We start from the raw sequence: 24,539 nt of genomic DNA on the forward strand, positions 1-24,539 counted from the left end.
GCCATCACCGGGCCGAGGGCCTCAGCTGTGTGGCAGACGGTGGATGATGACGATGGCCGAGTCGTCGCCCGGGCCGCCGGCGCTTGCGACCAGGACGGCCGCGCCACCCACGAACCCCTGTGCCACAAGGCGTTCGGCGTGTCCGGTCAGGCGGTCCGTACCGCGGCCGATGTCCCGCCGTGGCGTCTCGACCATGCCGTCGCTGTAGAGGAACAGCGCGTCACCGGGCCGCAGCTGCCCGTGGTTCGCCTTGAACTCCGGCGCCTCCATCAACCCGAGCAACGGCCCGTCGGCGTCCCGCGTCTGCCACCGCCCCGACCACGCGTCGAACTGGATCGCCGGCGGATGCCCGGCCGTACGTACGTCGAAGTCCCCCGTGCGCAGGTCGAGCACGACGTGGACCACGGTCGCGAAGTCGTCGTCCCAGTCCTGCCGGCGGATGTACTGGTTCGCCGACGGCAGGAACTCCTGCTCGGGTACGACGCCGAGCAGTCCGCCGAAGGCACCGGACAGCAGCAGCGCCCGCGTGCCGGCATCGATTCCCTTGCCCGAGACATCGACCAGCGCCACCTCGAGGAAGTCGTCGTGCATCGTCGACACCACGAAGTCGCCGGAGAACGTCGACCCGCCGGCGGACTGGATCGCACTCTCGACCCGCCAGCCGGGCGGCAACGGCGGCATCTCCCCCTGCGCGGTGAGCGTGTCCCGCAGTTCCATCAGCATCGACTCGCTCCGGGTGCCGGCCACGCCGAGCCGGCTGCGCACCTTGGCGCTGGTGATCATGATCCAGCCGACGATCACCAGCACCAGCACGAAGCCGATCCGGGGCAGCGTCATCCCGCGGGACAGCACGACGTACGAGCCGAACGTGGCCGTGATCCCGGTCAGCGCCACCAGCTCGCCGAACCGGAGCAGGACGCCGCCGACCACCAGCGGGACGATCAGCAACGAGGCCGGCACGAAGGTCATCCAGATCAGGCTCGCGATCGAGATCACCAGCTGCATCAGCATCAGGGCGGCGAACGCCAGCCGGTGCGACCGGCGGGCACGACGACCCAGCGCTTCGACCCGGCGGCCGATGCGTCGTGCCAGCGCTGGACCGCCGTTCTTCTTCATGGTGTGAAGAAGATAACGGCACCGATCGGTCCGCGCATCAATTCGAAACACAACTGATGGGTTTCAGCTCTTGCGAGTGAGTCCGGTCCGTTGACATTTGGGGCACCAGAACAAGTTGCGGCCGGCCAGGATCTTGGTCCGGATCACCGACTGGCAGACGAAGCAGTGCTGCCCCTGCCGCCGGTAGACATAGACCTCGCCACCATGATCGTCCTTGCGTGGGTCACGGCCCATCGCCTCCGGTGTGTGGTCGTCGGCAACCGTATCGATCCGGCCGGTTTCGACGCCGTACTTCATCAGCTCGAGCAGGTCGTCCCACATGCCCTGCCACTCTCGCTTCTTGACTGCGTTGCCCGGCGTCATCGGGTTCAGCTTGGCCCGGAACAGCACCTCGGCGCGGTAGACGTTGCCGACCCCACTCAACACGTCCTGGTTCATCAGCAGCTGCCCGATCGGCAGCTTGCTGCGATGGATCCGCTTCCACGCGAGGTCCGGGTCGGCGTCGTCGCGCAGCGGGTCCGGTCCGAGCCGGCCGAGCAGCGTGTCGCGCTCCTCGCCGGTGATGACCTCGCACACGGTCGCGCCGCGCAGATCGGCGTACGACGTCGCGCTCTGGAGCCGGAGCCGCACCTGACCGACCGGCTCGGGTACCGGGGCCGGGCGGATGTCCATCTTGCCGATCAGGCCGAGGTGGATGTGCAGCCAGCCGGCGCCCTCGAAGTCGGCGAGGAAGTGCTTGCCGTGGGCCTCCGTCTGCCGCAGCACGTGGCCGTTGAGCAGTGCGGCGCCGTCGACGAACCGGCCCTGCGGGCTGGACGCCTGGACCAGGCGTCCGCCGAACGCGTCCCAGACGTCGTTCGCCAGGCGGTGCAGGGTGTGACCTTCAGGCATGATTCCTCACATGGGGACGACAGGTGGTTCCAGTGCGGCCAGAGGCGGGCGGACCGCGCCGCCCACTCCGGCCGTGGTCGGCACCGGCCGGTCGATGCGGGCTCGGGACGTGTCCCGGCCGCGTCGAGAAGTAGAACGCCGGCCGGTCCGGCAAAAGTCCGAGGAGGACGGTCAGGGCGGTCAGGACGGTCAGGGCAAGGGCGGGAGCTCACCGGTCGCCTCGTAGTCCGACAGCATGTCGATGCGGCGGGTGTGCCGCTTCTCGCCGGAGTACTCGGTCGCCAGGAACGTGTCGACGAACCCGGCGGCCTCGTCGGCCGAGTGCATCCGCGCGCCGACGCTGACCACGTTGGCGTTGTTGTGCTCGCGGCCCAGGCGTGCGGTGTCGGTGCTCCAGGCCAGCACCGCCCGGACCCCCTTCACCTTGTTCGCGGCGATCTGCTCACCGTTGCCCGAGCCACCGATCACGACGCCCAGACTGCCCGGATCGTCGACCACCGCCACACCGGTCCGCAGGCAGAACGGCGGGTAGTCGTCCACGGCGTCGTACGCCGCCGGACCGTGGTCCACGACGTCGTGCCCGGCAGCAGTCAGGTGCTGCACCAGGTGGTTCTTCAGCTCGAATCCGGCATGGTCGCAGCCGATGTGCACTCGCATGGCCTGCAATCTACTGTCAGCCTGCCTCTGCGCGTACGCCGCCCGGCACTGTCAGCCCTGCGGTCAGCCGGGTCACCGCGGCGTAGGCCTGCTCGTACGGCGTTCCGCTCGGATGCAGCGTGAAGACCGAGACGATGATCCGGTCGTCCACACCGACCGTCCCGGTGGTGTGGAGCGCCTCGCTGACCAGGTCGAGGACGGACTGCGGCTTCGCGCGGTCCGACCGGTAGCCGCTCGACCCCTGGAACCCGGACCAGCCCTGCTTGAGGCTGAAGTCCGGGTCGAACACGGAGGCGATGCCGAAGTACTGGTCGAAGCCGTCGGTGCCGTAGCGGGTCGGCCGGTGCAGCAGGTCCATCACGTACGCCCGGACCGGCTGTGGGGCGCGATCCAGGATGTATCGATAGATCCGGACCGTGTCGGCGGCTGTGATCGCGACGTACCCCCAGAAGCCCGGGTGGGTGGCGGGCGGTCCGGCCGTGTGGGTCAGGCCGAGCCGCTCCACCATCCGCTCCACGATCTGCGCGCCGCCCAGCTCATCCCAGTAGTAGCTGGCCGCGTCGTCGTCGCTGCTGCGCAGCATGACCTCGAGCCGGGCCTGGTCCGCCGGCGGTACGTCGTACTGCGGGCCGCGGTCCCACAGGAAGTCGAGCACGATCAGCAGCTTCACCACGGACGCCGACCGGAACTGGTGATCGGCGTTCGACTGCTGGACGAACTCCCCGGTCTGGCGGTCGAACACCGCGATACCGGCGGTCACATCTGGGGGTACTGCGGTCATCGGGAACCTACTCACCACTTGACGAATTCCTTGGTGAGCAACTTTCACCGCCAGGGGGCCCCGATGACAACCCCTGAATCGTCAGTCGAAGACCGGGCCGCGGTCGCGGGTGCGCTTGATCTCGAAGAAGCCCTCGGTGCCGGCGACGAGGCGCACGCCGTCCCAGAGCTTGCCGGCCGCCTCGCCCTTGGGCGCCGGCGTGACCACCGGGCCGAAGAACGCGGTGCCCTCGACCGCGATGACTGGCGTACCGACATCCATGCCGACCAGGTCCATCCCGGCGTGGTGCGACTTCGTCAGCGCGTCGTCGTACTTGTCGCTGCCGGCCGCCTCCAGCAGCGACGCGGGCAGGCCGACCTCCTCGAGCGCCTCGGCCAGTACCGCGTCGTCCTTGCCGCCACGGCCCTCGTTGTGGATCCGGCGGCCCAGCGCCGTGTAGAGCGGCAGCAGGACCTCGTTGCCGTGCGCCTGCTCGGCGGCGATCAGCACCCGGACGCGTCCGAGCAACCGCAGCCAGTCGGCGTCGTGCTCACGACGGTCCTCGTTCAGGACGGCGAGGCTCATCACGTGCCACGTCGTCTTCACGTCCCGGACCTGCTCGACCTCGAGCATCCAGCGGGACGTCATCCAGGCCCAGGGACAGGCCGGGTCGAACCAGAAATCTGCGGAGGCAGTCATATTCACCATCATACAAAGTTGAAGAACCCGAGGGCCGGGCGTAGGTACCGTCTTGGTATCCAATACCCAATGTCGGGGGGAAACCCTCAGCCACGGCGAGATCCAGGTGCATAGGATGCCGACATGCCTGGAACCAACCTGACGCGCGACGAGGCGCGTTCCCGTGCGGGCGTGGTCAGTGACGTGACCTACGCGATCGAGCTCGACCTGACCGGCGCCCCGAGCGGCGCTCCCACGTTCCCGTCGGTGACCACCGTCACGTTCACCGCCTCGGCCGGCGCGAACACCTTCGCCGACCTGATCGCGGACAAGGTCCGCTCGGTGACGCTGAACGGCGTCGCCCTCGATCCGGACGTGGTGTACGACGGCGCCCGCATCCAGCTCGACGGGCTGGCGGAGCGCAACGAGCTCACCGTGGTCGCCGACTGCCTCTACTCCCGCACCGGCGAAGGGCTGCACCGCTCGGTCGACCCGGCCGACAAGGAGACCTACCTCTACACGCAGTTCGAGGTGCCGGACGCCCGCCGGGTGTTCACCACCTTCGAGCAGCCCGACCTCAAGGCCCCGTTCACCTTCACCGTCTCCGCCCCGGCCCGCTGGGCGGTCATCTCGAACGCACCGACCCCCGAGCCCACGGCGTACCAGGGTGAGAACGGCGAGGAGCTGGCCCGCTGGGAGTTCCCGCCGACGGAGCGGATCTCGACGTACATCACCGCGGTCGTCGCGGGTCCGTACCACGTGGTGACCGACGTCTACGAGGGTCCGAACGGGTCGTATCCGCTGGCGCTGCTGTGCCGTCCGTCGCTGAAGGACGCACTGGACGTCGACGACCTCTTCGAGGTGACCAAGCAGGGCTTCGCGCTGTTCGAGGAGGCGTTCGGGACGCCGTACCCGTTCCACAAGTACGACCAGGCCTTCGTGCCGGAGTACAACATGGGCGCGATGGAGAACGCCGGCTGCGTGACGCTGCGGGACGAGTACCTGTTCCGCAGCCGTACGACACACGCGGAGCTGGAGTCCCGCGCCAACACCGTGCTGCACGAGCTGGCACACATGTGGTTCGGCGACCTGGTCACGATGACCTGGTGGGACGACCTGTGGCTGAACGAGTCGTTCGCCGAGTGGGCCAGCCACTGGGCCCAGGTGGTCGCGACGACGAAGTACTCCGACGCGTGGACGACGTTCTGCAACGCCCGGAAGAACTGGGCGTACCGCCAGGACCAGCTGCCGTCGACGCACCCGATCGCGGCCGACATGATCGACTTCCACGCGGTCGAGGTGAACTTCGACGGCATCACCTACGCCAAGGGCGCCTCGACGCTGCGACAGCTGGTCGCCTTCGTCGGCGAGGAGACGTTCGTCACCGCGCTGAAGGAGTACTTCCACGACCACGCGTTCGGGAACACCGAGCTGACCGACCTGCTCAAGCCGCTGGAGAAGGCGTCCGGGCGCGACCTGGACGACTGGACCGAGCGGTGGCTGCGGACCGCGGGTGTGAACACGCTGCGCGCCGACTTCGCCGTCGACGACCAGGGCGCGTTCACGTCGTTCGCGATCGAGCAGACCGCGACCGAGAAGTTCCCCGTACTGCGCCCGCACCGCCTCGCGGTCGGGCTGTACCGGCGTACCGACGAGGGCCTGGTCCGGACCGAGCGCTTCGAGGTGGACATCGACGGCTCCCGCACCGAACTGCCCGAGCTCACCGGCGCCACGCAGCCGGATCTGGTGCTGCTGAACGACGACGACCTCACGTACGCGAAGATCCGGCTCGACGAGCGCTCCCGCGCCACGCTGGTCGAGTCGATCGACCAGCTGACCGAGTCGTTGCCCAGGGCACTCGCCTGGGGTTCGGCCTGGGACATGACCCGGGACGCCGAGATGCCGGCCAGCCAGTACGTCGGCATCGTCCTGCGCGGGATCCGCGCCGAGACCGACCTCACCGGTGTCCGCTCCCTGCTCGCGCAGGCGAACAGCGCCGTCAACCAGTACGCCGCCCCGCAGAACCGGGCCGCCCTGCGGGCCCAGCTCGAGGAGGCGCTGGCCGGTCTGGTCGCCGACGCGGAGCCGGGCAGCGACCACCAGCTGGCGTTCGTCCGGGCCTACAGCTCGGCGGTGTTCTCGGCGGCCGGCGCGGACCGGATCGCCGGCTGGCTGGACGGCCGCGACCTGCCGGAGCGCCTGGCCGTTGACACCGATCTGCGCTGGACGCTGATCGTGGCACTGTCCCGGCTCGGCCGGATCGGTGCGGACGAGATCGACGACGAGCTCACCCGCGACACCACCATCACCGGTCAGGAGCGGGCTGCGCAGGCCCGCGCCGCCCGGCCGACCGCCGAGGCGAAGGAAGAGGCCTGGCGGATCGCGGTGGAGTCCGAGGACACCCCGAACGAGACACAGTTCCGGACCATCCTCGGCTTCCAGCAGCCCGGCCAGGAGGACCTGCTCCGGCCGTACGTCGACAAGTACCTGAATGCAGCCAAGGACGTGTACACGCGGCTCGGCTCGTCGATGGGCGAGAACGTGCTCGTCTACCTGTCCCCGCGGCACCTGGCGGACCAGGCCGCGCTGGACGCCCTGACCGGCTGGCTTGCCGCGGAGTCGTCTGCTGTGGACGCCCCGACGCTTCGGTACGTCACCGAGGCGCAGGCGGACCTGACCCGCGCGATCGCCGCGCAGGCGAAGGACATCGTCGCCTGATCAGCACTGCGACAGGGCCGGTCTCATCCGAGACCGGCCCTGCTGTCTTTGAACCTCGCTGTGCGGTAAGACTGGTTCGGTGCCCGCCTCCGACCCCGCCTTGGCCGGTGCGGCAGCTGTTGCGCTGACCGGACTCGCAGAGGCGTACCGACCCCGCCCTGTCACTCCCCTGATGCCCTGGCGGTACTCGAACCGTCTGGTGAAGGCGTACATCGTCACCGCGCGCGGACGGCAGTGGGACGACCACATGGTCGACGTTGCTCGCGGCACTGCCACCCGGCAGCTCGAGTTCGACGACGCGATGGGATCTGTCGGCCTCGGCGTCGTCGTACTGCACCTCGGCGACGACGGCATCTACCTGGTGGTGCAGAGCTGGGCCAAGGACTTCCAGTCCCGCTTGAGCATCTTCAGCGGTATGGACGTCGACGACCTCCGCCCGGCCCCCATCGGCGCCGCACCGTGCGTGTGGGAACTGGAAGTCCTCAGCCACGAGCGCGCGTCGTACGTGACCCACATCCTCTCCGCCGATGTGGACGTCGACGCCTGGCTCGAGGACGCCCTCGACACCCGTCCGAAGGCCCGGTACGACGGCATCCCGTCCGGCACCTAGTTCTGGCCGGCTGCGTCCAGGATGTGGCGCTGCTCGGGGGTGAGCTCGAGGTCGGCCGCCGCCAACGTTTCGTCAAGCTGGGCGACCGATGACGCGCCTACCAACGGGATGATCGGGATGTCCGCGTCCATCAGCCACGACAGGACGACCTGGTTTGCTGTGGCCCCGGTCTGCTGGACAACCTCGTCCAGGGCGAGCTTGCGGGCCCTGGTGCCGGCGTGGTCGTAGGACTCGCCCAGGGGCTTGTCGGCTCGGACATAGCCGCCGCTGAGGAGCGGTGAGTACGCCACGAGGGGCAGGTCACGCTCTTCGCGCAGATAGCTCAGCAGTTGCCCGTCGGTGACGCCGATGCTGCCGTCCCGCGAGCGAAGACCGCCCTGGTCGGTCCTCGCCCGGAAGTACGTGTGGTGATGCTGCAACACCTCACACCCCGGTAGACCAGCCGCAGCCGCCAGCGTCCTGGCCCGCTCGATCTGCCAGCTCCAGTGGTTGCTCAGACCGACCAGACCGACCGTCCCGTCGGCAGCCAGCCTCCCGAACGTCTCGACCTGCTCCTCCAGCGGTACGGCGGAATCCGGGACGTGGGCGTAGTACACGTCGACATGGTCGCGGCCGAGGTTGTCCAGGCTGCGGGCCAGCGACTCCTTGACCACCTGCGCCGAGAGACCTTCCAGGTCCTCGCTGAGCGCGTTGGCAGGCCGCGGCGGCCGGCCGCCTACTTTGGTGGCGATGGTGAGCTCGTCCCCCACCCCGCGGCTGCGCAGCCAGCGGCCGAGCAACTGCTCGCTCTCGCCGCCCTGGCTGCCGGTGAGCCAGAAGGCGTAGTTGTTGGCCGTGTCGACGAACGTCCCACCCGCTTCGACGTACCGGTCCAGGATCGCGAACGACGTGGCCTCGTCGGTCGCCGTACCCATGAGCATCGCCCCGAGGGCGATCTGGCTGACCCGGCGCTGCCGCGCGGGGTCACTTCCGATGGTCAGATAACGCATAGCAGGAGCGAATCAGCTTGAGTGCGGTCTAGGTCAAGACATTGCACTGCCGGACCGTCCGACCCCGTTCGGTAAGGGTCAAACGATTGTTCGTCGGCGGATCGTGAGGAGTCGTGCGCGGTCCGCGATTCCCTTGCAGAGAAAGAGATTCTCCCCACCTGAGAGAGGCTCACTTATTCGTTCGTTCGGTTTAAGCTGCACCGGACTGCCCCATCCACGGGGCGATCCCGGGTTTTCTTTGGGGAGGGGCCCTTGCCGTGACACGCGTCGATCACCGGAAGCCGCCCGCTCGGGTTGCGCGCAAACAGCAGAGGACAGCAGCCAGGCGGACCGCGCCGGCCGCGCGGAGTACTCCGGTGGCGCGGCCGCGGAAGGCACAGCGTTCGCACAGCGCCATCGGCGCGGCGGTCGTGGCAGCGGCGGCGATGGTCGCGGTGTTCGCGTTCATCCTCACCCGCGGGACGTCCGATGCCCCACCGGCCGACGGGCTGCGGCTGGGATCCGGCACCGATGCCGGCGCCGCCGCGCCGGCTGTTCCGACCTCGAGTGCGAGCGGGAGCGCCACCAAGGCGGATCGCAACCCGCCTGCGTCGTCAGCGGCGCCCAAGACCGGGGCACCGAAGACCAAGGCCCAGACGACCACGCCCCAGGTCAACACCGGGCCGGTCTCGCCGAAGTTCAAGCGCGGTCAGTGGATCGTCATGATCGACAAGTACCCGACCGACGTCGGCATGCCCGCCGACCAGAGTGCCAAGAACACCGCGGCCACCCTCACCCGGGCCGGGATCCCGGCGAAGGCGATGCTGGTCAACGGACAGTACCCAGGCATCACCAACAGCAGCTCGATGACGCCGGTCATCAACACCTGGATCGTCTACCTCGGCCCGGGCTCCTCGTCGCAGCAGGTCCTCAATCTGTGCCTGGATCCGCGCACCCAGGCGGCCTACCCGAGTCCGGCCTGCCCGACCTACGAGCCGGCGGCATCAGCTGGCTGAGGGGACCACGTCAGTGGCCAGCCGGGCATGCAGGTGCGAGTCGTGCCGCTTGCCGGTCGGCTCGACGTAGTAGTCACGCATCACACCCTCGAGCTGGAAACCGGCCCGCAGTGCAACGTGGCACGACCCCTCGTTGATCAGCGAGTGGTCGAGCGAGATGCGGTGCAGACCGAGCCCGTCGGCTGTGAAGCCCCAGCGCGCAGCCGCATCAAGTGCGCGCGCACCGAGCCTGCGTCCGCGGGCCACCGGGCTGACCCAGTACGCCGCGACAGCCTGATCCGGGACGCGGTGGACGTCGCGGAGCGACACGTTGCCGAGCACCTGGTCCGAGTCGGCGTCCGTGATCGCGAAGATGGCGCTGCCGCGGGTCCAGCCGTCGATACGCGGCTGCAGCCACCTGCGGGCGCGCTGGTCGGCTGGTGCGCGAATGACCGCCGTACCAGCGGTCCAGCGAAGGATGCCCGGATCCCGCAGCGCCTCGGCCACTGCAGCCTCGTCGGATGCGACGAACGGACGCAGTACGACGTCGCCCAGGTCGATGCGATGGGGCTGCAGGGCCGTGGTCACTTGCTACAGCTTGTGCGGCTCGTTGTTGGCGTGCAGCAGCGGCGGCTGGTGAGCGTGCGCCCCCAGCTGCTGTACGCCGGTGACCAGACCACCGGTCAGGTCACCGGTGGCGAACGAAGTCTGCATGGTCAGCGCGGCCAGACCGGCGGCGGTGTCCGACAGCTGCCGCTTGGCCAGCGGGCCGGTGACGATCTCGAGACGACGACCGGCCGGGTCGACGTACACCAGGATGGTGCTGTCCGGGTCGTCCAGCTCGTTCAGCAGCTCGAGGGCGAAGGGGCGGGTCTCGGAGTCCGCGCCGCCGACGTACACGGAGAAGTGCAGGCCGGAGACCTCCTCGGCGTGCCGGACCGCCCTCTCGATGTCGTAGAGCTGGTCAGGGGTGAATGCGTCACCAGCTGGCACTTGCGCCTCCGGTCGTGCGGGCGACGCCGGTGCCGGCCGTCGCGGTGGCACCCGGCGCGCTGGTCAGCTCAGGCAGCTCGGGCAGGTTGGCCGGGTCCGGTTTGGTCGCCGTCGGTCCGTTGATCCAGACCGGCGGGGCCCACCAGGACAGCCCCGGGCGGTACCGCGGCCCGTTCGCGATCGAGGACGCGAACACCAGCAGCGCCAGCACCGCGACAACCAGGACAGGGATCCCGACGAACACCAGCAGGGAGTGCCCGGACAGTTGAGGTATCACGCCCCGAAGCCTAGTACCCGCCGGCCGACGGCCGCCCCAGGGCCTCACCCCGGGGCGGCCGAAGGCCTAGCAGCAGTTCAGCAGCCGCCGCAGTTGTAGTACGTCACGTCCCAGTGGCTGCCCTCGTTCGCGTAGATGTTGCCGGCGCCGGAGCGCCACTGGGGGTAGCCGTCGCCGCGGTCGGCGATGCGGGTGAAGTTGTTGTGGACGTAGTTGGTCACACAGGTCGTGATGGCGATGTCGACCTTGTACCCGTTCCAGTGGCTGTAGGTGCCGCTGGCGTGGCCGGTCTCGGTCCCACCGGTGATCCGGATCGCGCACCCGCTGGCCTGCTTGAGCGTGCGGACGCCGTACACGGTGCTGTCGTTGATCTGGTCGAACGACGTGCAGGTGGAGTTGTTGCGGTTGGAGCAGTTGCCGCTGGACGACCACGTGATCCCGGCGGCCGAGAAGATCGCGGTCGCCTGCGCGTGCGTCATCTTGGTCAGGGCCGACGCCTGCTCGACCGCGACCACGCCGGGCAGCAGGCCGACGAGGACGGCGACGATCGGGACGACGACGCGACGGAGCAATGACTTCATGGGGCACTCCTTGAATATGGGGCGGTTATTCAAGGAGTGCACTTCCCAGGAAAGATATTGGCGAAACGTCAGATTGAATTAGAAATTAACATCCGAGCACTGGTAGAAGGCGTTGCCGGTGTCGGCGATCGTCCAGACCGCGAGGATCAGGTGCCGTCCGGTCCGGCCGGTCGGGATCGTGCCCGGATGGGACACGTCGGTCGCCGGACGCCCGCCGTTCATCGTGACGGTGAGGAACGGATCGAGGTCCAGCGCGGACCTGGTCAGCGGCCGGCTCGGATCCCAGCCCTGCTTGGTCATGTAGTACTTGAAGTCGGTGGTCGAGTGCGCCGCGGTCAGATGCCACGTGAACGTGAACGCCTGACCACCCTGCAACTGGGTGGCCGGCCACGCTCCACCGCGCTGATCGTCGAGCTCGGCGAACTGCGGGAGTCCTGCCGAGCAGAGCGTCCCGTCCGCGGGACCCTCCGGGGAAAGCCCTTCGGACCCTCGAATCTCCTTAACACCATCCGCGCTCCCCACCCCCGCTCCCCCCGCGACACTCCCCCCGCCCGCCATGTAAGGGGTTAACCCCTTACATGGCCCCTTCACCCCCGGCATACAGGCGGCGAACGGGCAATCTCAGGGGTTAACCACGCAAACGGCGGCCAGGGCGACTGCCTGAACTGCCAGGCGGGCTGCGGGCTGCGGGGGGTGGGGGTGGGGGGTGGGGGGTGGGTTCAGATGTTCAAGGCACCGATGAGGCGGCGCAGGCGATGGTTGTTGGGCAGGTCCTCGACCAGGACGGGCTCGCCCTCGGGGCCGCCCAGCGGGATGCGCCAGTTCGGGTACTCGTCGGTGGTGCCTGGCTGGTTCTGGGTACGGCGTTCGCCGACCGCATCCGTCAGCGCGACACCAACCAGCTTCGCCGGCGTGTGCGCGACGTACTGGTGCAGCGCCTCCACGATCCGCTCGACATCGCCATCTGTGTCGCTGAGCAGATGACGATCGCGCAGTGCACCGAGCCACGCGTCGCGGTCCGCCTCGTCGACAGCGAGCTCCTCCGCGACCGGACGAGTCAGCAGACCGAGGCGGTGACGCAGCTCCACATGGTCGCCCGCCAGGTACCCAGCCGTCGGCGGCAGGTCGTGGGTGGTCACAGTGGCCAGGCACAGCTCCCGCCACCGCTCCGGCGCGAGCGGCTTGCCGTCGGCGTCCCGCTCGAACCACAGCACCGACGTACCCAGGATGCCGCGCTCGGTCAGGTAGTCACGCACCCACGGCTCGACCGTCCCGAGGTCCTCGCCGATGACGGTCGCGCCGGCGCGCTGGGCCTCCAGCACGAGGATCCCGACCAGCGCCTCGTGGTCGTACCGCACGTAGGTCCCCTCGGTCGGCCGCTCCGGCGACGTCACCCACCACAGCCGGAACATGCCGAGGATGTGGTCGATCCGCAGTCCGCCGCCGTGCCGCATCACCGCACGCACCAGGTCCCGCCAGGCGGCGTACCCGGTCTCGGCCAGCGCATTGGGCCGCCACGGCGGCTGCGACCAGTCCTGTCCCTGCTGGTTGAACGCGTCCGGCGGCGCACCGACGTGGATGTTCGGCGCCAGCACGCTCTGCAGCGCCCACGCGTCCGCACCGTCCGGGTGCACGCCGACCGCGAGGTCGTGTACGACGCCCAGCGACATCCCTGCCGACTTGGCCCGGGCCTGCGTCCGGGCAAGCTGCTCGTCCAGCTGCCACTGCAGCCAGCAGTGGAACTCGACCGCGTCCGGGTTCTCGTTGCGGAAGGCAACAACAGCCGGTGACGCCGGCTCCTGCAACTCCTCCGGCCACTTGCTCCACTCCGGCCCGTGCACGTCCGCGATCGCGGCCCAGGTAGCGAAGTCGATCAGTCCCTGGCTCTCCCGGTCGCAGTACGCGCCGTACTCCGCGATCCGTCCGACCGACGGCTGGACCCGGAACAGCAGCTGCAGCGCCTCGCGCTTGGCTGCCCACACCGTGTCCCGGTCCAGCGCGGTCACGTCCTCGCTGAGCGCCCGCGCCTGCAGCGCCAGCGTCCGGACCCGGTCCCGCTCGGCCGGCGCGAGGTCGCCGTACTCGTCGATGTCCTCGATCCGCAGGTAGATCGGATTGCTGAACCGCCGCGACGCCGGCAGGTACGGCGAGGGCTCCATGCGTCCGGCCAGCTCTGCCGCGTGCAACGGATTCACCAGCACGAACCCGGCGCCCAGATCGTGCGCGGACCACGCCGCCAGGTCACCCAGGTCGTGCAGGTCACCGACTCCCCAGGACCGCCGCGAGCGAACGGAGTACAGCTGCAGCACCCAGCCCCAGGTACGGCGGAGCTTCTCCGGCTGGAGCTTCCGCGGCGTGACGATCAGCGTGCTGACCGAGATCTCCGGATTGGTCCCGATCCGCGCGCACAGCCGGTGGTACCCGAGCGGCAGGTCCCCTGGCAGCTGGAACGTCGCCTCGCCGACCTGTACGCCGTCGACCCACTCCGGCTCGACCCAGTGGTCCTGCTGCGGGATGTCGCGTCGCTGCCCGCCGTCCTCGAGGTCGACCCATACCTCCGCGGCCGACCCGTGTGGCAGGTGTACCGCGAACCACGGCGTCCACCCCTCCCGCATCACCACAGTGGCCGGCAGAGTACGACGCCAGCGCGCCTCCTGGTGCTCAGCCAGCGCAAGCGCCGCCTTGTCCGGCGTGGATGCGTCCACACCGAGCGCAGCGAGCACGTCGGCCACGACCTCGCTCGAGACGACCACATGCTCGCCCTGCCAGTTCCAGTACTCCGTTGCCACGCCATGGGCAACCGCTAGCTCGACAAGGGCCGCAGTGGGAGCTGTCACCCCAGGGAGTCTGCCGCATCCACCGCACCAACGCGTAACGGCGCGCGCCGCGTTACTCGTTCGAGCGCCGTCTGCTCAGCATCAGCACCGCCAGCAGGAGCACGCCGCTGGCCACGACCAGTCCGATCGCCACACCGGCCATGTTGTCGGTCAGCTGATACAGCGACGTGGGCCAGATGACCAGGAGGATCGCGCAGCCCACCACGGCGTACGCCGAACGCCGGGTGCGACCGTACGCGACCAGCAACGCCGCCGGCCCCGCCGTACCGACCGCCAGCGCCATGATCTCGCCGCGCTCCTGCACCAGCCAGCAGATCGACGAGCTGAACATCGCGGCTCCGGCCAGTGACCAGGACGTCACCTGGTCACGCACCAGGCCGAGCATCGCGAACACGAAGGCGACGACGATGAACCCGGTCCCGGCGATGCCTGCGCTGTTCGCCGCCGAGCCGGTGTCCGGAGTGAGGACATCTGCCGTGATCACCAACACACCGACCGCCAGGATCCCGAACGTTGCCACCAGCAACGACGAGCCGTCCAGCCACCACAACCCGACCACCGCCAGCGCCAGCGCGACCGCCACCCCGACGACCCGGCCGGCCTCGCCTTCGACGGCCACGTACGTCGCGAATCCGGCCACGCAACACCCGAGCGACGCGAGCGCCGAGCTCAGCTGCTCATGGCGGCGCAGCAGCGCGAGCACGACGGCCGCGCCGAGCAGCACGATCGCCGCCGTCGTACCGGTGCTCACCCGGGCCGCGCGACCCATTTCGCCCCAGTTCGCCAAGGTCAGGAGCGCGACCGCGCCGAGCAGCAGCGCACCGCCGATGTAGCCGAGCACTTCGACCAGGGCGTTGGGGTGCGGCTCGACGGGCGGCGCCTTCGGCTTGGCCGGCTCGGGCGCCTTGGCCCCCGATTGCGGAAGGGGGCGGCCGGGGTCGGCCAGCGCCGCGTCGATCTCGGCGTCGGCGGCGTCGCGGATCGAGTCGGCCTGGTACTGGCGCAGCACACCAGCGCTCACGAGCCTGGACAGCTCGTCATCCAGCCGGCTCGACATGCTTTTCCGTCTCCTTGTCAGCCTTACTAAGATCAGGCGGCGAGATGCCTATTCTGACCAGCTACCTTCTGTCCCCGTTCAGTCACCCCCTGTTTTCGCGCTTGTTGTCGCCCCCGGACGCGTTTCCGACGTTCTTCCGCACCGGCAACGACGGCAAACTCGAGGTGACCGACCAGATCGTGGTCGTCCCTGCCCGGATCGCGGGACTGATCATCGGTTTCCTCGTGCTCCGCTGGGTGCTGCACAAGGTCATCCGGCGGTTCGCCCGCCGGACCGGCAACGGCGCGGTGGCGGGCGTGCTGGCCAAGTCCAAGCGCGGCCAGGAGTTCGTCGAGAACACCCTCGCCAACGAACGCCGGGCCCAGCGCGCGGAGACCATCGCGTCGCTGCTGACCAGCACGGTCACGATCGTGCTGACCGCCGTACTCGTGGTGATGGTGCTGGCCGAGCTCGGCTTCAACATCCTGCCGGTGATCGCGTCCGCGAGCATCATCGGCGTGGCGCTCGGCTTCGGCGCGCAGACGCTCGTGAAGGACTTCCTGGCCGGCGTGTTCATGATCTTCGAGGACCAGTACGGCGTCGGCGACCTGATCGACATGGAGAAGGCGACCGGGACCGTGGTCGCGGTCGGCCTGCGGATCACCACCCTGCGCGGCGACGACGGCACCACCTGGTACGTCCGCAACGGCGAGGTGGTCCGGATCGGCAACCTCACCAACCGCGACCCGAACAGCGAAGCCTCCTCCGGCGTCGGCTCCGGCACCGAGAAGGAAGAGGAAGCCACTAAGGCCGACGAAAATGTGGCGAGCGGAACGCAGGACGAAACCCAAGCTTGAGATAGAGCCGCTCCGCGGCCGACCCCTCGACCACCTGCAGCGTGACCCGCCCGCCGGCGGCGTCCCGCCGAGCCTGCGCCAGCAGCGTCGTCGCCAGCCCACGCCCGCGGTACTGCGGTTTGGTCGCGACTGCGTAGACGCCGACGACCGATGCGGCCCGCAACACCAGCGTGCTCGACGCGGGCTCACCATCCACGCGGAGCAGGTAGAGCGACTGGTCGGGCGCGCGGTAGTTCTGCAGGGCTCGCTCGACGAACATCTTCTGCCACCAGTCGTAGTCCGGCTCCCCGACCTGGAGGAAGGCCGCGCTCTGCACCTCGGCGAACCCGGCCGCGTCCGCCTCCGAGTCGATCGCCGCGATCGGATCCCCTTCCACCGACCCGGCCGACGCCTCCATGTGCACCAGGACCTCGGCCGCCTCGAACCCGGCCGCGACCAGCCGCTCCTGCCACCCCGTCCCGCTCCACGGGACCAGCCGGACCGTGGAGGTGTCGACAGGGAGCTCAGCAGTCGACGACAGCGGGATCCACGCGGAGAACTCGTCCGATTCGCCGACTACCTGGATCGACTCGGCGGAGCGGCGTACCTCTCCTCGGTGGGCCGCGAGGAAGGCGAGGTGGTTGTCGAGCAAGGCGAGATCGTCGGGCATGCGAGCAGTCTGCAAGCGACCACCGACAGATTTCGGCTGTTGACGCATCGCGACCGGGGCGTAATGATCGAGCGAACCGTTAGGAAACCTTCCTAACCAAAACAAGCCCAACTCTGACCGCCCCCAGGTTTGGAGCTCGAGATGCGTGCACGATCCGTCCTGCGCCGCTGTCTGGCGGCACTCCTCCCCCTCGTCCTGCTGGGCACCCTCTTCAGTGCCCAGCCGGCCCAGGCCGAGCTGCAGCACCCACGGCAGCAGTTCCTCCGCGAGTCGACCGGCGGCCTGTTCCTCCACTGGGGGATGCGATCCTCCCCCGGCTACACCAGTTGCAGCGCGTGGGAGAACGCCGTCAAGGCCGGCGGCTGGGACCCGGCGTACTGGGTCCGTGAGGCGCAGAAGCTGCACACGCAGTACCTGGTCCTAGCCACCTTCCACAGCCGGCTCGGGTACGCGCGGCCGTGGCCGTCCAAGATCCCGGGCAGCTGCCACACCAACCGCGATCTCCTCCGCGAGACGATCGACGCCGCGAAGGCCCAGGGACTCAAGGTCGTCCTCTACATGACCGACGATCCGCAATGGCACAACGACGGCCTGCCGTCCGGCAAGGACTGGCTCGACTCGGCGGCGTACTCGAAGTACAAGGGCCACAACGTCGATCTGAGCACGCGCGACGGGTTCGGCGAGTTCAGCTACGACAACTTCGTCGAGGTGATGCAGCGGTACCCCGACCTCGGTGGCTTCTGGATCGACAACGACAACGCCTACTGGGAGAGCCACGGGCTGTACGACAAGATCCGCCACGACCGGCCGGACTACACGCTCAGCAACAACAACGAGGACACGCCGATCATGGACATGATCAGCAACGAGCAGAAGACCGGCATGTCCCCGGACTACGACTACCCGCAGGCGGTCTACACCGCGGCGCCGCGGCTGATCGAGGCCGATTTCAAGCTGCCGTCGAAGGGCGCCTGGTGGTACGACGGCTCGAACCCGACCGTGGACACCCGGCTCACCATCGGCCGGTACGTCGCGAACGCCGGATCGTCGATCAAGTCGCTGATGGCCGAGACGGCGATGGTCGACGGCCGGTTCCCGTCCCACCAGGAGGATTTCAACAACCTTTTTGACAAATACCTGCAGCCGATCTGGCCATCGCTCCACGGCACCGAGGGCGGCGGCTACCTGTACGGCGGCCTGAAGCCTGGCGCCTGGAACGACGGCGCGTACGGCGTCACGACCGTCAGCCGGACCGATCCGGACGAGCAGTACATCCACGTGCTCGCGAAGCCGACCACGAGCACTCTGCGGATCCGCGACAACGGCTATCGCATTGGTGCGGTGACCGACCTGCGGACCGGCAAGGCGATCGCCCGCTCGCAGGCCAACGGCATCCTCACCCTCACCGGCCTGACCAGCTGGGACCCGTACGACACAGTCTTCAAGGTCGAGACCGCCGGGCGCGAGGGGATCCTGCCCGCGTCGTCGTACACGATGAGCGCCACTACCGGCACCAACCCGGCTTCGGCGGCTGACGGCAACTACCTGACCTACTGGGACAGCAACAAGACCACGCCGGTCTCGCTGGACTTCGACCTCGGCTCGTCGAAGCCGGTGCGGTTCATCGGCCTGAACCAACGTGAGGACTCGGTCGCGTACGCGCGATCCGCCAGTGAGCAGTCGGCCCGCATCAAGAGCTATCGCGTCTACGTCAGCGCCGATGGGAAGAACTGGGGCTCGCCGATCAAGACCGGCACCCTCCCCAGCCGCCGCGCCGTCGTCTACCTCGACCTGCCCGCGACCACCACCCGCCACGTCCGCCTCGAGGTCGTCAACACCTACGCGGCCTCGAGCGACCCGACGCGCTACAAGCGGCTACGGATCGACGAGGCCTGGATCGGTACGTCGTACGCCCGGCCGGCAACCACCCTGGCTGAGGCTCTCGACGTCAACGTGAAGGACTACGGCGCGAAGGGCGACGGCAAAGCCAACGACAGCTCGGCCATCAACAAGGCGATCGCAGCGGCAGCGCCCGGGAGCACTGTGCGGTTCCCGGCGGGCACGTACAAGAGCGCCAACTCGATCCATCTGAAGGGCCACCTCACGTACCAGCTCGACTCCGGCGCGACGATCCTCGGGGCGAGCAACAACACCTACGACAAGGCCGAACCGAATCCGAACGACAAGTACCAGGACTACGGCCACAGTCACTTCCACGACGCGATGTTGTGGGGCGACCAGCTCACCGGCATCGCGTTCACGGGCTCGGGCACCATCGACGGCGGCGGTCACCTCATCACCGGCAACCCGAAGTCGGGTCAGGCCGACAAGATCATCTCGCTGACGCGCTGCGACGGTCTGCGCGTCGACGGCATCCGGCTGCGCCGCGGCGGCCACTTCGCGATGCTGACCAACGGCTGCGACAACATCAGCTCGGACGGCCTGCGGATCGAGACCGCCGACAACCGCGACGGCTGGAACGTCATCAACGCCAGGAACGTCACGGTCACCCACGCGAACATCGCGGCGAACGACGACGCACTGGTCTTCAAGAGCGACTGGGCGTTGGGCCGGACGATCGACAACGGGCACGTACGGGTCTCCGACAGCCAGCTCTCAGCAGGTTGCTGCAACGCGCTGATGTTCGGCTCGGAGACCTGTGGCGACTTCACCGACTACGCGTTCGAGCGGATCAAGATCACCGGCGCCGGCAAGTCCGGCCTCGGCATCGTCTCGATGGACGGCAGCAACATCTCAGACGTGCACTACCGCGACATCACCATGTCGGGCACCCGCAGTCCGATCATGCAGAAGGTCGGCACCCGCAAACGCTGCGGCGACAGTCCAGGGGTCGGCTCGATCCACGACATCACCTACCAGAACGTCACCGGCACGTACGACGGTGCGAGGGGTACGGCGTACAGCCCGACGCTCTGGGGTGAGGACAAGATCAGCAACATCGGCTTCGACAACGTGCAGCTCACTGTGCCGGGTGGCAGCGCGACGATGGGGACCGGCGTACCGAGCAACGACCCGAAGGACTACAACCCGAACAGCATCGGCACCCGGCCGTCGTACGGCTGGTATCTGCACCAGGTGGATGGCGTTCACTTCACCGACAGCTCGGTCCGCTTCGCCAAGGACGACGGGCGGCCGGCTGTCATCGCCAACGACGCAGCAACCGTCGGACTGAGCGGCTTCACCGCGCAGCGCGGCAGCTCGAGTCCGTACGACCTGGGCTTGCAGTCCGTCAACGGGTACTGCGTGAGCGGTGGTTCGCTGCGGATCAAGGCGACCGACTCGACCAGCAACTGCCGGCTGGACCTCGAGAACGGGCAGGCGCGGACGCCGCCGATGGGCTTCAACAACTGGAACTCGACCAAGTGCACCTCGGCGTTCAACGAGGCGATGATCAAGAGCATCGCGGACCTGTTCGTCAGCCGCGGTCTCAAGGACGCCGGGTACCAGTACGTCAACATCGACGACTGCTGGGCGCTCCCGCAGCGCAACGCACAGGGCAATCTCGTGCCCGACCCGGACCGGTTCCCGCACGGCATCAAGAGCCTCGCGGACTACGTGCACGGCAAGGGGCTGAAGTTCGGGCTCTACACCAGCGCGGGGACCAAGACGTGCGACAAGAACGGCTTTCCCGGTGGACTCGGCCACGAGAAGCAGGACGCCGGCCTGTTCGCGTCGCGGGGTGTCGACTACCTGAAGTACGACAACTGCAACAACCAGGGTGTCGACGCGCAGCAGCGGTACACGGCGATGCGCGACGCACTGCTCGCCGCTGGACGACCGATCACGTACTCCATCTGCGAGTGGGGCCGCACTGGACCGCCGAAGGTCTGGCAATGGGCTGCGGACGTCGGCAACCTGTGGCGCACCACCGGCGACATCAGCGACAACTGGGGCAGCATGATCGGCAAGGCGCAGGCCGACCGCGTGCTGAGCCAGTACGCCGGTCCGGGGCATTGGAACGACCCGGACATGCTGGAGGTCGGCAACGGCGGGATGACGGCAACTGAGTACCGTACGCACTTCAGCCTGTGGGCGATGATGTCGGCGCCATTGCTGATCGGCACCGACCTGCGCAAGGCGTCGGCCGAGACGTTCGACATCCTGACCAACCCGGACGTCATCGCGGTCGACCAGGACCGCCTCGGCCGCCAGGCCACCGTGGTGAGCTCGTCGAACGGTCTGGTCGTCTACGCAAAGACTCTGGCGAACGGGGACCGAGCCGTAGCCCTCTCCAACGAGACTGGGTCGACGGCAACGATCAGCACGACCGCGGAAGCACTCGGCCTCGGTGGATCGGCCTCCTATTCGCTCAAAGACCTGTGGAGCAAGGCAACTCGAGCAACTAGTGGTCAGATCAGCGCTTCGGTGCCGGCGCACGGGACGGTCCTCTATCGAGTGGCGAGAGCAGGTACGACGACGCGCTACGAAGCCGAGGCCGCAACGCTCTCGCCGGGCAGCACAATCGACAAGGACCACTCCGGGTACTCGGGAGCCGGCTTCGTCAACACGCCCAACCAGACCGGCAGCTTCGTCGAGTGGACGGTCGACCGCAACGCCGCTGGACCCGCCACGCTCGTCTTCGACCACGCCAACGGAACGACCGCCAACCGAGCGATCGACGTCGCTGTCAACGGCACAGTGGTCGCGAAGAACGTCGCCATCCCGTCAACCGGCGCATGGACCCTGTGGCGAACAATCCACACCACTGCAAACCTGCGCGCAGGCACCAACACCATCCGCGTCACCGCGACCACAGCCAACGGCGCACCCAACCTGGACTACCTGGACGTCGCCGTGGACCCGGAACCGCTGGCGGCGACGGACTGGTCGGTGCGGATGGCCGACTCGACCATGGCCCGCTACAAGCCCAGCACCATCGGCGGCTGGTCCTACCCGGTCGGGCTGTACCTCTACGGCCAGTATCTGGTCTACCAACGCACCCACGACCCCAAGTACCTGAGCTACCTCAAGTCCTGGGTCGACCGCTTCGTCGACAAGTCCGGGAACATCGACAACAGCTTCAGCAGTCTCGACAGCATACTCGCCGGCCGGCTGCTCGTCGTGCTGCACCACGAGACCGGCGACCACCGCTACGAGGTCGCAGCGACCAAGATCCGCAAACGGCTCAACACCTACCCCCGTACTGCCGACCAGGGCTTCTGGCACGCGACCAGTCGTCAGCATCAGCTCTGGGGTGACGGCGTGTTCATGGTGGACCCCTTCCTCGCGGAGTACGGTCATGAGTTCGGCGACGCGGCGTACACGGACAAGGAGACCGTCAACCAGCTGCTCGTCTACGCCAGCCACCTCCAGCAGCCGAACGGCCTGCTCCGGCACGCGTACGACGAGTCCCGCGCGCAGTCCTGGGCCGATCCCAAGACCGGGCAGTCACCCGAGGTGTGGTGCCGCGCGGAGGGCTGGTTCGGAATGGCGACCATCGACGTGCTGGACGTCGTACCGGCGAATCAGCCGCAGCGGGCCGAGCTGATCGACGTACTGCGGAAGCTGGTGGCGGCGTACGCGCAGTACCAGGACCCGGCCACCGGGAGGTGGTTCCAGGTGGTCGACAAAGGCAGCCGGTCCGACAACTGGACCGAAACCTCCTGCTCGTCGATGTACACGTTCGTCATCTCCCGCGCCGTCGAACGCGGGTACGTCGACAGCTCGTACCAAGCGGTCGCCGCCAAGGGCTACCAAGGCGTCCTGTCCAAGCTCAGCCTCGGCTCTGACGGCCGCACGAACCTGACCGGCATTTCGATCGGGACCAACGTCGGCGACTACAAGTACTACGTCGGCCGTGAGCGGGCCACGAACGACTTCCACGGCCTCGGCGCCTTCCTGATCATGAACGAGCAGCTCAGAAAAACATCGGCCGCGGATATTGACCCTGCCCGCTAATCGATAGGAAACTTTCCTAACTCTTCACCTCCCGCCCCAGGATCGGAGTTTCGAGATGCGTTCACGGATGTTCAAGGCCGCGGCCGCGACGGTCGCCGCCGGCACGTTGGTGCTCGGCGCGGCCCTCGCCGCGCAGGCGAGCACCCAGCAGGTCCAGGCGGACCCGGCCAGCATCGGCGCCGCGCCGTACGAGTACCTCGGCTGGGGTAACCCGCAGAAGCCGGCCGACGTGATGAAGGCCGCCGGCAACAAGTGGTTCACGCTCGCATTCATCCTGTCCGACGGCGGCTGCAACCCGAAGTGGGACGGCGACCGCGCCCTGACCGGCGGCTCGGACCAGACCGCGATCAACAACATCCGGGCCGCGGGCGGCGACATCATCCCGTCGTTCGGCGGCTGGTCGGGCAACAAGCTCGGCGAGAAGTGCACCTCCGCCTCGGCGCTGGCCGGCGCCTACCAGAAGGTGATCGACGCCTACAAGCTCAAGGCGATCGACATCGACATCGAGGACACCGAGTTCCACAGCTCCGCCGCCCGGCAGCGGGTCGTCGACGCGCTCAAGACCGTCAAGTCCAAGAACTCCGGGATCAAGACCTACATCACGATGGGCACCGACCAGACCGGCCCGGACTCCTCAGGTGTCGACCTGATCAACCGGGCCGCGAAGGCGGGGCTGGCCAACGACGGCTGGGTGCTGATGCCGTTCGACTTCGGCGGCGGCTCGACCAACATGGCGACGCTGACCCAGAAGGCCGAGGAGGGCCTCAAGGGCAAGCTGAAGACGGCGTACGGGTACTCCGACGACACGGCGTACCGGCACATGGGTATCTCGTCGATGAACGGCAAGACCGACGACGGCGAGACGGTCCGCCTGCAGGACTTCAAGACGATGCTCGCCTACGCGCAGCAGCACCACCTGGCCCGCTTCACGTTCTGGTCGGTGAACCGGGACCGGAAGTGTGGAGGCAGCAACAACGACGGTGACTCGTGCAGCGGGATCTCGCAGAACGCCTACGACTTCACCAAGGTCGTCGCCCAGTTCCACGGCTGATCGGTTCCACGGCTGAAACGACGGAACGCCCGGCGAGCAACTGGCTCGCCGGGCGTTCCGGTACGTCATGCGGTGAAGGTGACGTCCAGCGTGATCGGGACGGCGGACAGCGCCTGGGAGACCGGGCAGTTCTTCTTCGCGCCCTCGGCGTACTCGGCGAACTCGTCGGCGGTCAGGCCGGGGACGTTGCCGTTGACCGACAGCTTGATGCCGGTGATGCCCTCACCCGGCTGGAAGGTCACGTCGGCCTGGGTGTCGATCGACGCCGGCGGGTGACCCGCACCGGCCAGTGCGTGCGACAGGGCCATCGAGAAGCAGGTGGAGTGCGCGGCGGCGATCAGCTCTTCCGGGCTGGTCCTGCCGTTGGCGTCGTTCGCGCGGGAGGCCCAGGTGACGTCGTAGGTGCCGACACCGGAGGACTCGAGAGCGACCTGGCCGGCCCCCTCCATCAGCGAGCCTTCCCAGTGGGCCTTGGCCGTACGAGTGGTAGCCATGCTCGTGTTGTCTCCTTCTAGAGAGGTTCAGCGGCCGGACACGTCGATCGCGCCCGGGTACTGCGGTTCGTCGGTGTTCACCATGCTGTGCGCGGCCATCACCATGTAGCGCCAGATCTCGTCGTCCCGCTCCTGGGACAGGCCGAGCTCGTCCAGCGCGGCCCGCATGTGGCCGAGCCACCGGTCCCGCGCGCTCGGGGTGACGGCGAACGGAGCGTGGCGCATCCGCAGCCGGGGGTGCCCGCGCTGCTCGGAGTACGTCTTGGGGCCGCCCCAGTACTGCTCCAGGAACATCCGGAAGCGCACCTCGGCCGGGCCGAGGTCCTCCTCCGGGTACATCGCCCGCAGTTCCGGGTCGGCGGCAACACCGCGGTAGAACGCTGCCACCAACCGGTGGAAGGTGTCCGCCCCACCGACGGCGTCATAGAAGCTCTGCTGCTCACTCATATCGG

22 protein-coding genes are annotated in these 24,539 nt (G+C 68.2%); 6 read left to right on the forward strand and 16 right to left on the reverse strand.

Annotation, left to right across the window (positions count from 1 at the left end; translation table 11 throughout):
• Positions 1–21: 21 nt before the first annotated feature.
• The 5 genes from ACIA58_RS17305 to ACIA58_RS17325 all read right to left on the reverse strand — a co-directional run bounded on the left by ACIA58_RS17305 (position 22) and on the right by ACIA58_RS17325 (position 4,123).
• The gene (locus ACIA58_RS17305) at positions 22–1,116 is read right to left on the reverse strand and encodes a PP2C family protein-serine/threonine phosphatase (RefSeq protein WP_396404645.1); all 1,095 of its coding nucleotides are present in this window, start codon (positions 1,114–1,116) and stop codon (positions 22–24) included.
• A gap of 63 nt (positions 1,117–1,179) precedes the next feature.
• A complete protein-coding gene (locus tag ACIA58_RS17310; RefSeq protein ID WP_396404646.1) occupies positions 1,180–2,007 on the reverse strand; it encodes an Fpg/Nei family DNA glycosylase in 828 nt (275 codons plus the stop codon).
• 189 nt (positions 2,008–2,196) lie between these two features.
• On the reverse strand, positions 2,197–2,664 hold the full coding sequence (locus ACIA58_RS17315; RefSeq protein WP_396404647.1) for a ribose-5-phosphate isomerase: 468 nt from the start codon (positions 2,662–2,664) through the stop codon (positions 2,197–2,199).
• Between the two features lie 16 nt (positions 2,665–2,680).
• A complete protein-coding gene (locus ACIA58_RS17320) occupies positions 2,681–3,445 on the reverse strand; it encodes a hypothetical protein (protein WP_396404648.1) in 765 nt (254 codons plus the stop codon).
• 81 nt (positions 3,446–3,526) lie between these two features.
• A complete protein-coding gene (locus ACIA58_RS17325) occupies positions 3,527–4,123 on the reverse strand; it encodes a DsbA family protein (protein ID WP_396404649.1) in 597 nt (198 codons plus the stop codon).
• Positions 4,124–4,246: 123 nt separating this feature from the next.
• Between ACIA58_RS17325 and pepN the strand changes: the two genes are divergently transcribed.
• The gene (gene pepN / locus ACIA58_RS17330; protein ID WP_396404650.1) at positions 4,247–6,820 is read left to right on the forward strand and encodes an aminopeptidase N; all 2,574 of its coding nucleotides are present in this window, start codon (positions 4,247–4,249) and stop codon (positions 6,818–6,820) included.
• A 79-nt stretch (positions 6,821–6,899) separates the two neighbouring features.
• Positions 6,900–7,430, forward strand: coding sequence for a hypothetical protein (locus ACIA58_RS17335; RefSeq protein WP_396404651.1), 531 nt, complete (start codon positions 6,900–6,902; stop codon positions 7,428–7,430).
• Here the strand turns inward: ACIA58_RS17335 and ACIA58_RS17340 are convergent.
• Positions 7,427–8,419: an aldo/keto reductase gene (locus ACIA58_RS17340; protein ID WP_396404652.1), complete on the reverse strand. Its 993-nt coding sequence runs from the start codon at positions 8,417–8,419 to the stop codon at positions 7,427–7,429. The genes ACIA58_RS17335 and ACIA58_RS17340 overlap by 4 nt on opposite strands.
• Before the next feature lie 356 nt (positions 8,420–8,775).
• Between ACIA58_RS17340 and ACIA58_RS17345 the strand changes: the two genes are divergently transcribed.
• Complete coding sequence (locus ACIA58_RS17345; RefSeq protein WP_396404653.1) at positions 8,776–9,414, forward strand: hypothetical protein; 639 nt, start codon at positions 8,776–8,778, stop codon at positions 9,412–9,414.
• Here ACIA58_RS17345 and ACIA58_RS17350 read toward each other — a convergent pair.
• The 7 genes from ACIA58_RS17350 to ACIA58_RS17380 all read right to left on the reverse strand — a co-directional run bounded on the left by ACIA58_RS17350 (position 9,403) and on the right by ACIA58_RS17380 (position 15,138).
• On the reverse strand, positions 9,403–9,981 hold the full coding sequence (locus ACIA58_RS17350) for a GNAT family N-acetyltransferase (RefSeq protein WP_396404654.1): 579 nt from the start codon (positions 9,979–9,981) through the stop codon (positions 9,403–9,405). The two genes, ACIA58_RS17345 and ACIA58_RS17350, sit on opposite strands and share 12 nt — an antisense overlap.
• Positions 9,982–9,984: 3 nt before the next feature.
• Positions 9,985–10,386: a DUF5130 family protein gene (locus ACIA58_RS17355; protein ID WP_396404655.1), complete on the reverse strand. Its 402-nt coding sequence runs from the start codon at positions 10,384–10,386 to the stop codon at positions 9,985–9,987.
• Positions 10,373–10,663: a hypothetical protein gene (locus tag ACIA58_RS17360; protein ID WP_328998045.1), complete on the reverse strand. Its 291-nt coding sequence runs from the start codon at positions 10,661–10,663 to the stop codon at positions 10,373–10,375. Before ACIA58_RS17360 ends, ACIA58_RS17355 begins: the two co-directional genes overlap by 14 nt.
• 77 nt (positions 10,664–10,740) lie before the next feature.
• A complete protein-coding gene (locus ACIA58_RS17365) occupies positions 10,741–11,244 on the reverse strand; it encodes a hypothetical protein (protein WP_396404656.1) in 504 nt (167 codons plus the stop codon).
• A gap of 78 nt (positions 11,245–11,322) precedes the next feature.
• Positions 11,323–11,766, reverse strand: coding sequence for a lytic polysaccharide monooxygenase (locus ACIA58_RS17370; RefSeq protein ID WP_396404657.1), 444 nt, complete (start codon positions 11,764–11,766; stop codon positions 11,323–11,325).
• Positions 11,767–11,963: 197 nt separating this feature from the next.
• On the reverse strand, positions 11,964–14,081 hold the full coding sequence (gene malQ / locus ACIA58_RS17375) for a 4-alpha-glucanotransferase (protein ID WP_396404658.1): 2,118 nt from the start codon (positions 14,079–14,081) through the stop codon (positions 11,964–11,966).
• 52 nt (positions 14,082–14,133) lie between these two features.
• Entirely contained in the window at positions 14,134–15,138 is a 1,005-nt protein-coding gene (locus ACIA58_RS17380) for a hypothetical protein (RefSeq protein WP_396404659.1), read from the reverse strand.
• A 44-nt stretch (positions 15,139–15,182) separates the two neighbouring features.
• Here ACIA58_RS17380 and ACIA58_RS17385 point away from each other — a divergent pair, with 44 nt between their 5' ends.
• Positions 15,183–15,974: a mechanosensitive ion channel family protein gene (locus ACIA58_RS17385; protein WP_396404660.1), complete on the forward strand. Its 792-nt coding sequence runs from the start codon at positions 15,183–15,185 to the stop codon at positions 15,972–15,974.
• On the opposite strand, the gene ACIA58_RS17390 is transcribed toward ACIA58_RS17385, so the two are convergent.
• Positions 15,922–16,623, reverse strand: a complete 702-nt coding sequence (locus tag ACIA58_RS17390; RefSeq protein WP_396404661.1) for a GNAT family N-acetyltransferase — start codon at positions 16,621–16,623, stop codon at positions 15,922–15,924. The genes ACIA58_RS17385 and ACIA58_RS17390 overlap by 53 nt on opposite strands.
• A 141-nt stretch (positions 16,624–16,764) precedes the next feature.
• On the opposite strand from ACIA58_RS17390, the gene ACIA58_RS17395 reads away from it, so the two are divergent.
• On the forward strand, positions 16,765–22,542 hold the full coding sequence (locus ACIA58_RS17395; RefSeq protein WP_396404662.1) for a glycoside hydrolase family 88 protein: 5,778 nt from the start codon (positions 16,765–16,767) through the stop codon (positions 22,540–22,542).
• Positions 22,543–22,597: 55 nt separating this feature from the next.
• The gene (locus ACIA58_RS17400) at positions 22,598–23,593 is read left to right on the forward strand and encodes a chitinase (protein WP_396404663.1); all 996 of its coding nucleotides are present in this window, start codon (positions 22,598–22,600) and stop codon (positions 23,591–23,593) included.
• 65 nt (positions 23,594–23,658) lie between these two features.
• Here ACIA58_RS17400 and ACIA58_RS17405 read toward each other — a convergent pair whose 3' ends face one another.
• Positions 23,659–24,087 carry an OsmC family protein gene (locus tag ACIA58_RS17405; protein WP_396404664.1) on the reverse strand — a complete coding sequence of 143 codons (429 nt, stop codon included), beginning with the start codon at positions 24,085–24,087 and terminating at the stop codon, positions 23,659–23,661.
• A gap of 27 nt (positions 24,088–24,114) precedes the next feature.
• Positions 24,115–24,534, reverse strand: a complete 420-nt coding sequence (locus ACIA58_RS17410) for a globin (RefSeq protein ID WP_360156713.1) — start codon at positions 24,532–24,534, stop codon at positions 24,115–24,117.
• Between the last annotated feature and the right edge of the window lie 5 nt (positions 24,535–24,539).

Origin of the sequence: Kribbella sp. NPDC051586, assembly GCF_044453965.1 — a bacterium.
GTDB lineage: Bacteria > Actinomycetota > Actinomycetes > Propionibacteriales > Kribbellaceae > Kribbella.

Excerpts from the sequence above, each read along its gene's own strand:
- ACIA58_RS17380 (WP_396404659.1), bottom strand. The coding sequence starts at position 15,138 with ATGTCGAGCCGGCTGGATGACGAGCTGTCCAGGCTCGTGAGCGCTGGT.
- ACIA58_RS17320 (WP_396404648.1), bottom strand. The coding sequence starts at position 3,445 with ATGACCGCAGTACCCCCAGATGTGACCGCCGGTATCGCGGTGTTCGAC.
- ACIA58_RS17365 (WP_396404656.1), bottom strand. The coding sequence starts at position 11,244 with ATGAAGTCATTGCTCCGTCGCGTCGTCGTCCCGATCGTCGCCGTCCTC.
- ACIA58_RS17390 (WP_396404661.1), bottom strand. The coding sequence starts at position 16,623 with ATGCCCGACGATCTCGCCTTGCTCGACAACCACCTCGCCTTCCTCGCG.
- ACIA58_RS17400 (WP_396404663.1), top strand. The coding sequence starts at position 22,598 with ATGCGTTCACGGATGTTCAAGGCCGCGGCCGCGACGGTCGCCGCCGGC.
- ACIA58_RS17385 (WP_396404660.1), top strand. The coding sequence starts at position 15,183 with ATGCCTATTCTGACCAGCTACCTTCTGTCCCCGTTCAGTCACCCCCTG.
- ACIA58_RS17305 (WP_396404645.1), bottom strand. The coding sequence starts at position 1,116 with ATGAAGAAGAACGGCGGTCCAGCGCTGGCACGACGCATCGGCCGCCGG.
- ACIA58_RS17310 (WP_396404646.1), bottom strand. The coding sequence starts at position 2,007 with ATGCCTGAAGGTCACACCCTGCACCGCCTGGCGAACGACGTCTGGGAC.
- ACIA58_RS17395 (WP_396404662.1), top strand. The coding sequence starts at position 16,765 with ATGCGTGCACGATCCGTCCTGCGCCGCTGTCTGGCGGCACTCCTCCCC.
- ACIA58_RS17340 (WP_396404652.1), bottom strand. The coding sequence starts at position 8,419 with ATGCGTTATCTGACCATCGGAAGTGACCCCGCGCGGCAGCGCCGGGTC.
- ACIA58_RS17315 (WP_396404647.1), bottom strand. The coding sequence starts at position 2,664 with ATGCGAGTGCACATCGGCTGCGACCATGCCGGATTCGAGCTGAAGAAC.
- ACIA58_RS17410 (WP_360156713.1), bottom strand. The coding sequence starts at position 24,534 with ATGAGTGAGCAGCAGAGCTTCTATGACGCCGTCGGTGGGGCGGACACC.
- pepN (WP_396404650.1), top strand. The coding sequence starts at position 4,247 with ATGCCTGGAACCAACCTGACGCGCGACGAGGCGCGTTCCCGTGCGGGC.
- ACIA58_RS17405 (WP_396404664.1), bottom strand. The coding sequence starts at position 24,087 with ATGGCTACCACTCGTACGGCCAAGGCCCACTGGGAAGGCTCGCTGATG.
- ACIA58_RS17325 (WP_396404649.1), bottom strand. The coding sequence starts at position 4,123 with ATGACTGCCTCCGCAGATTTCTGGTTCGACCCGGCCTGTCCCTGGGCC.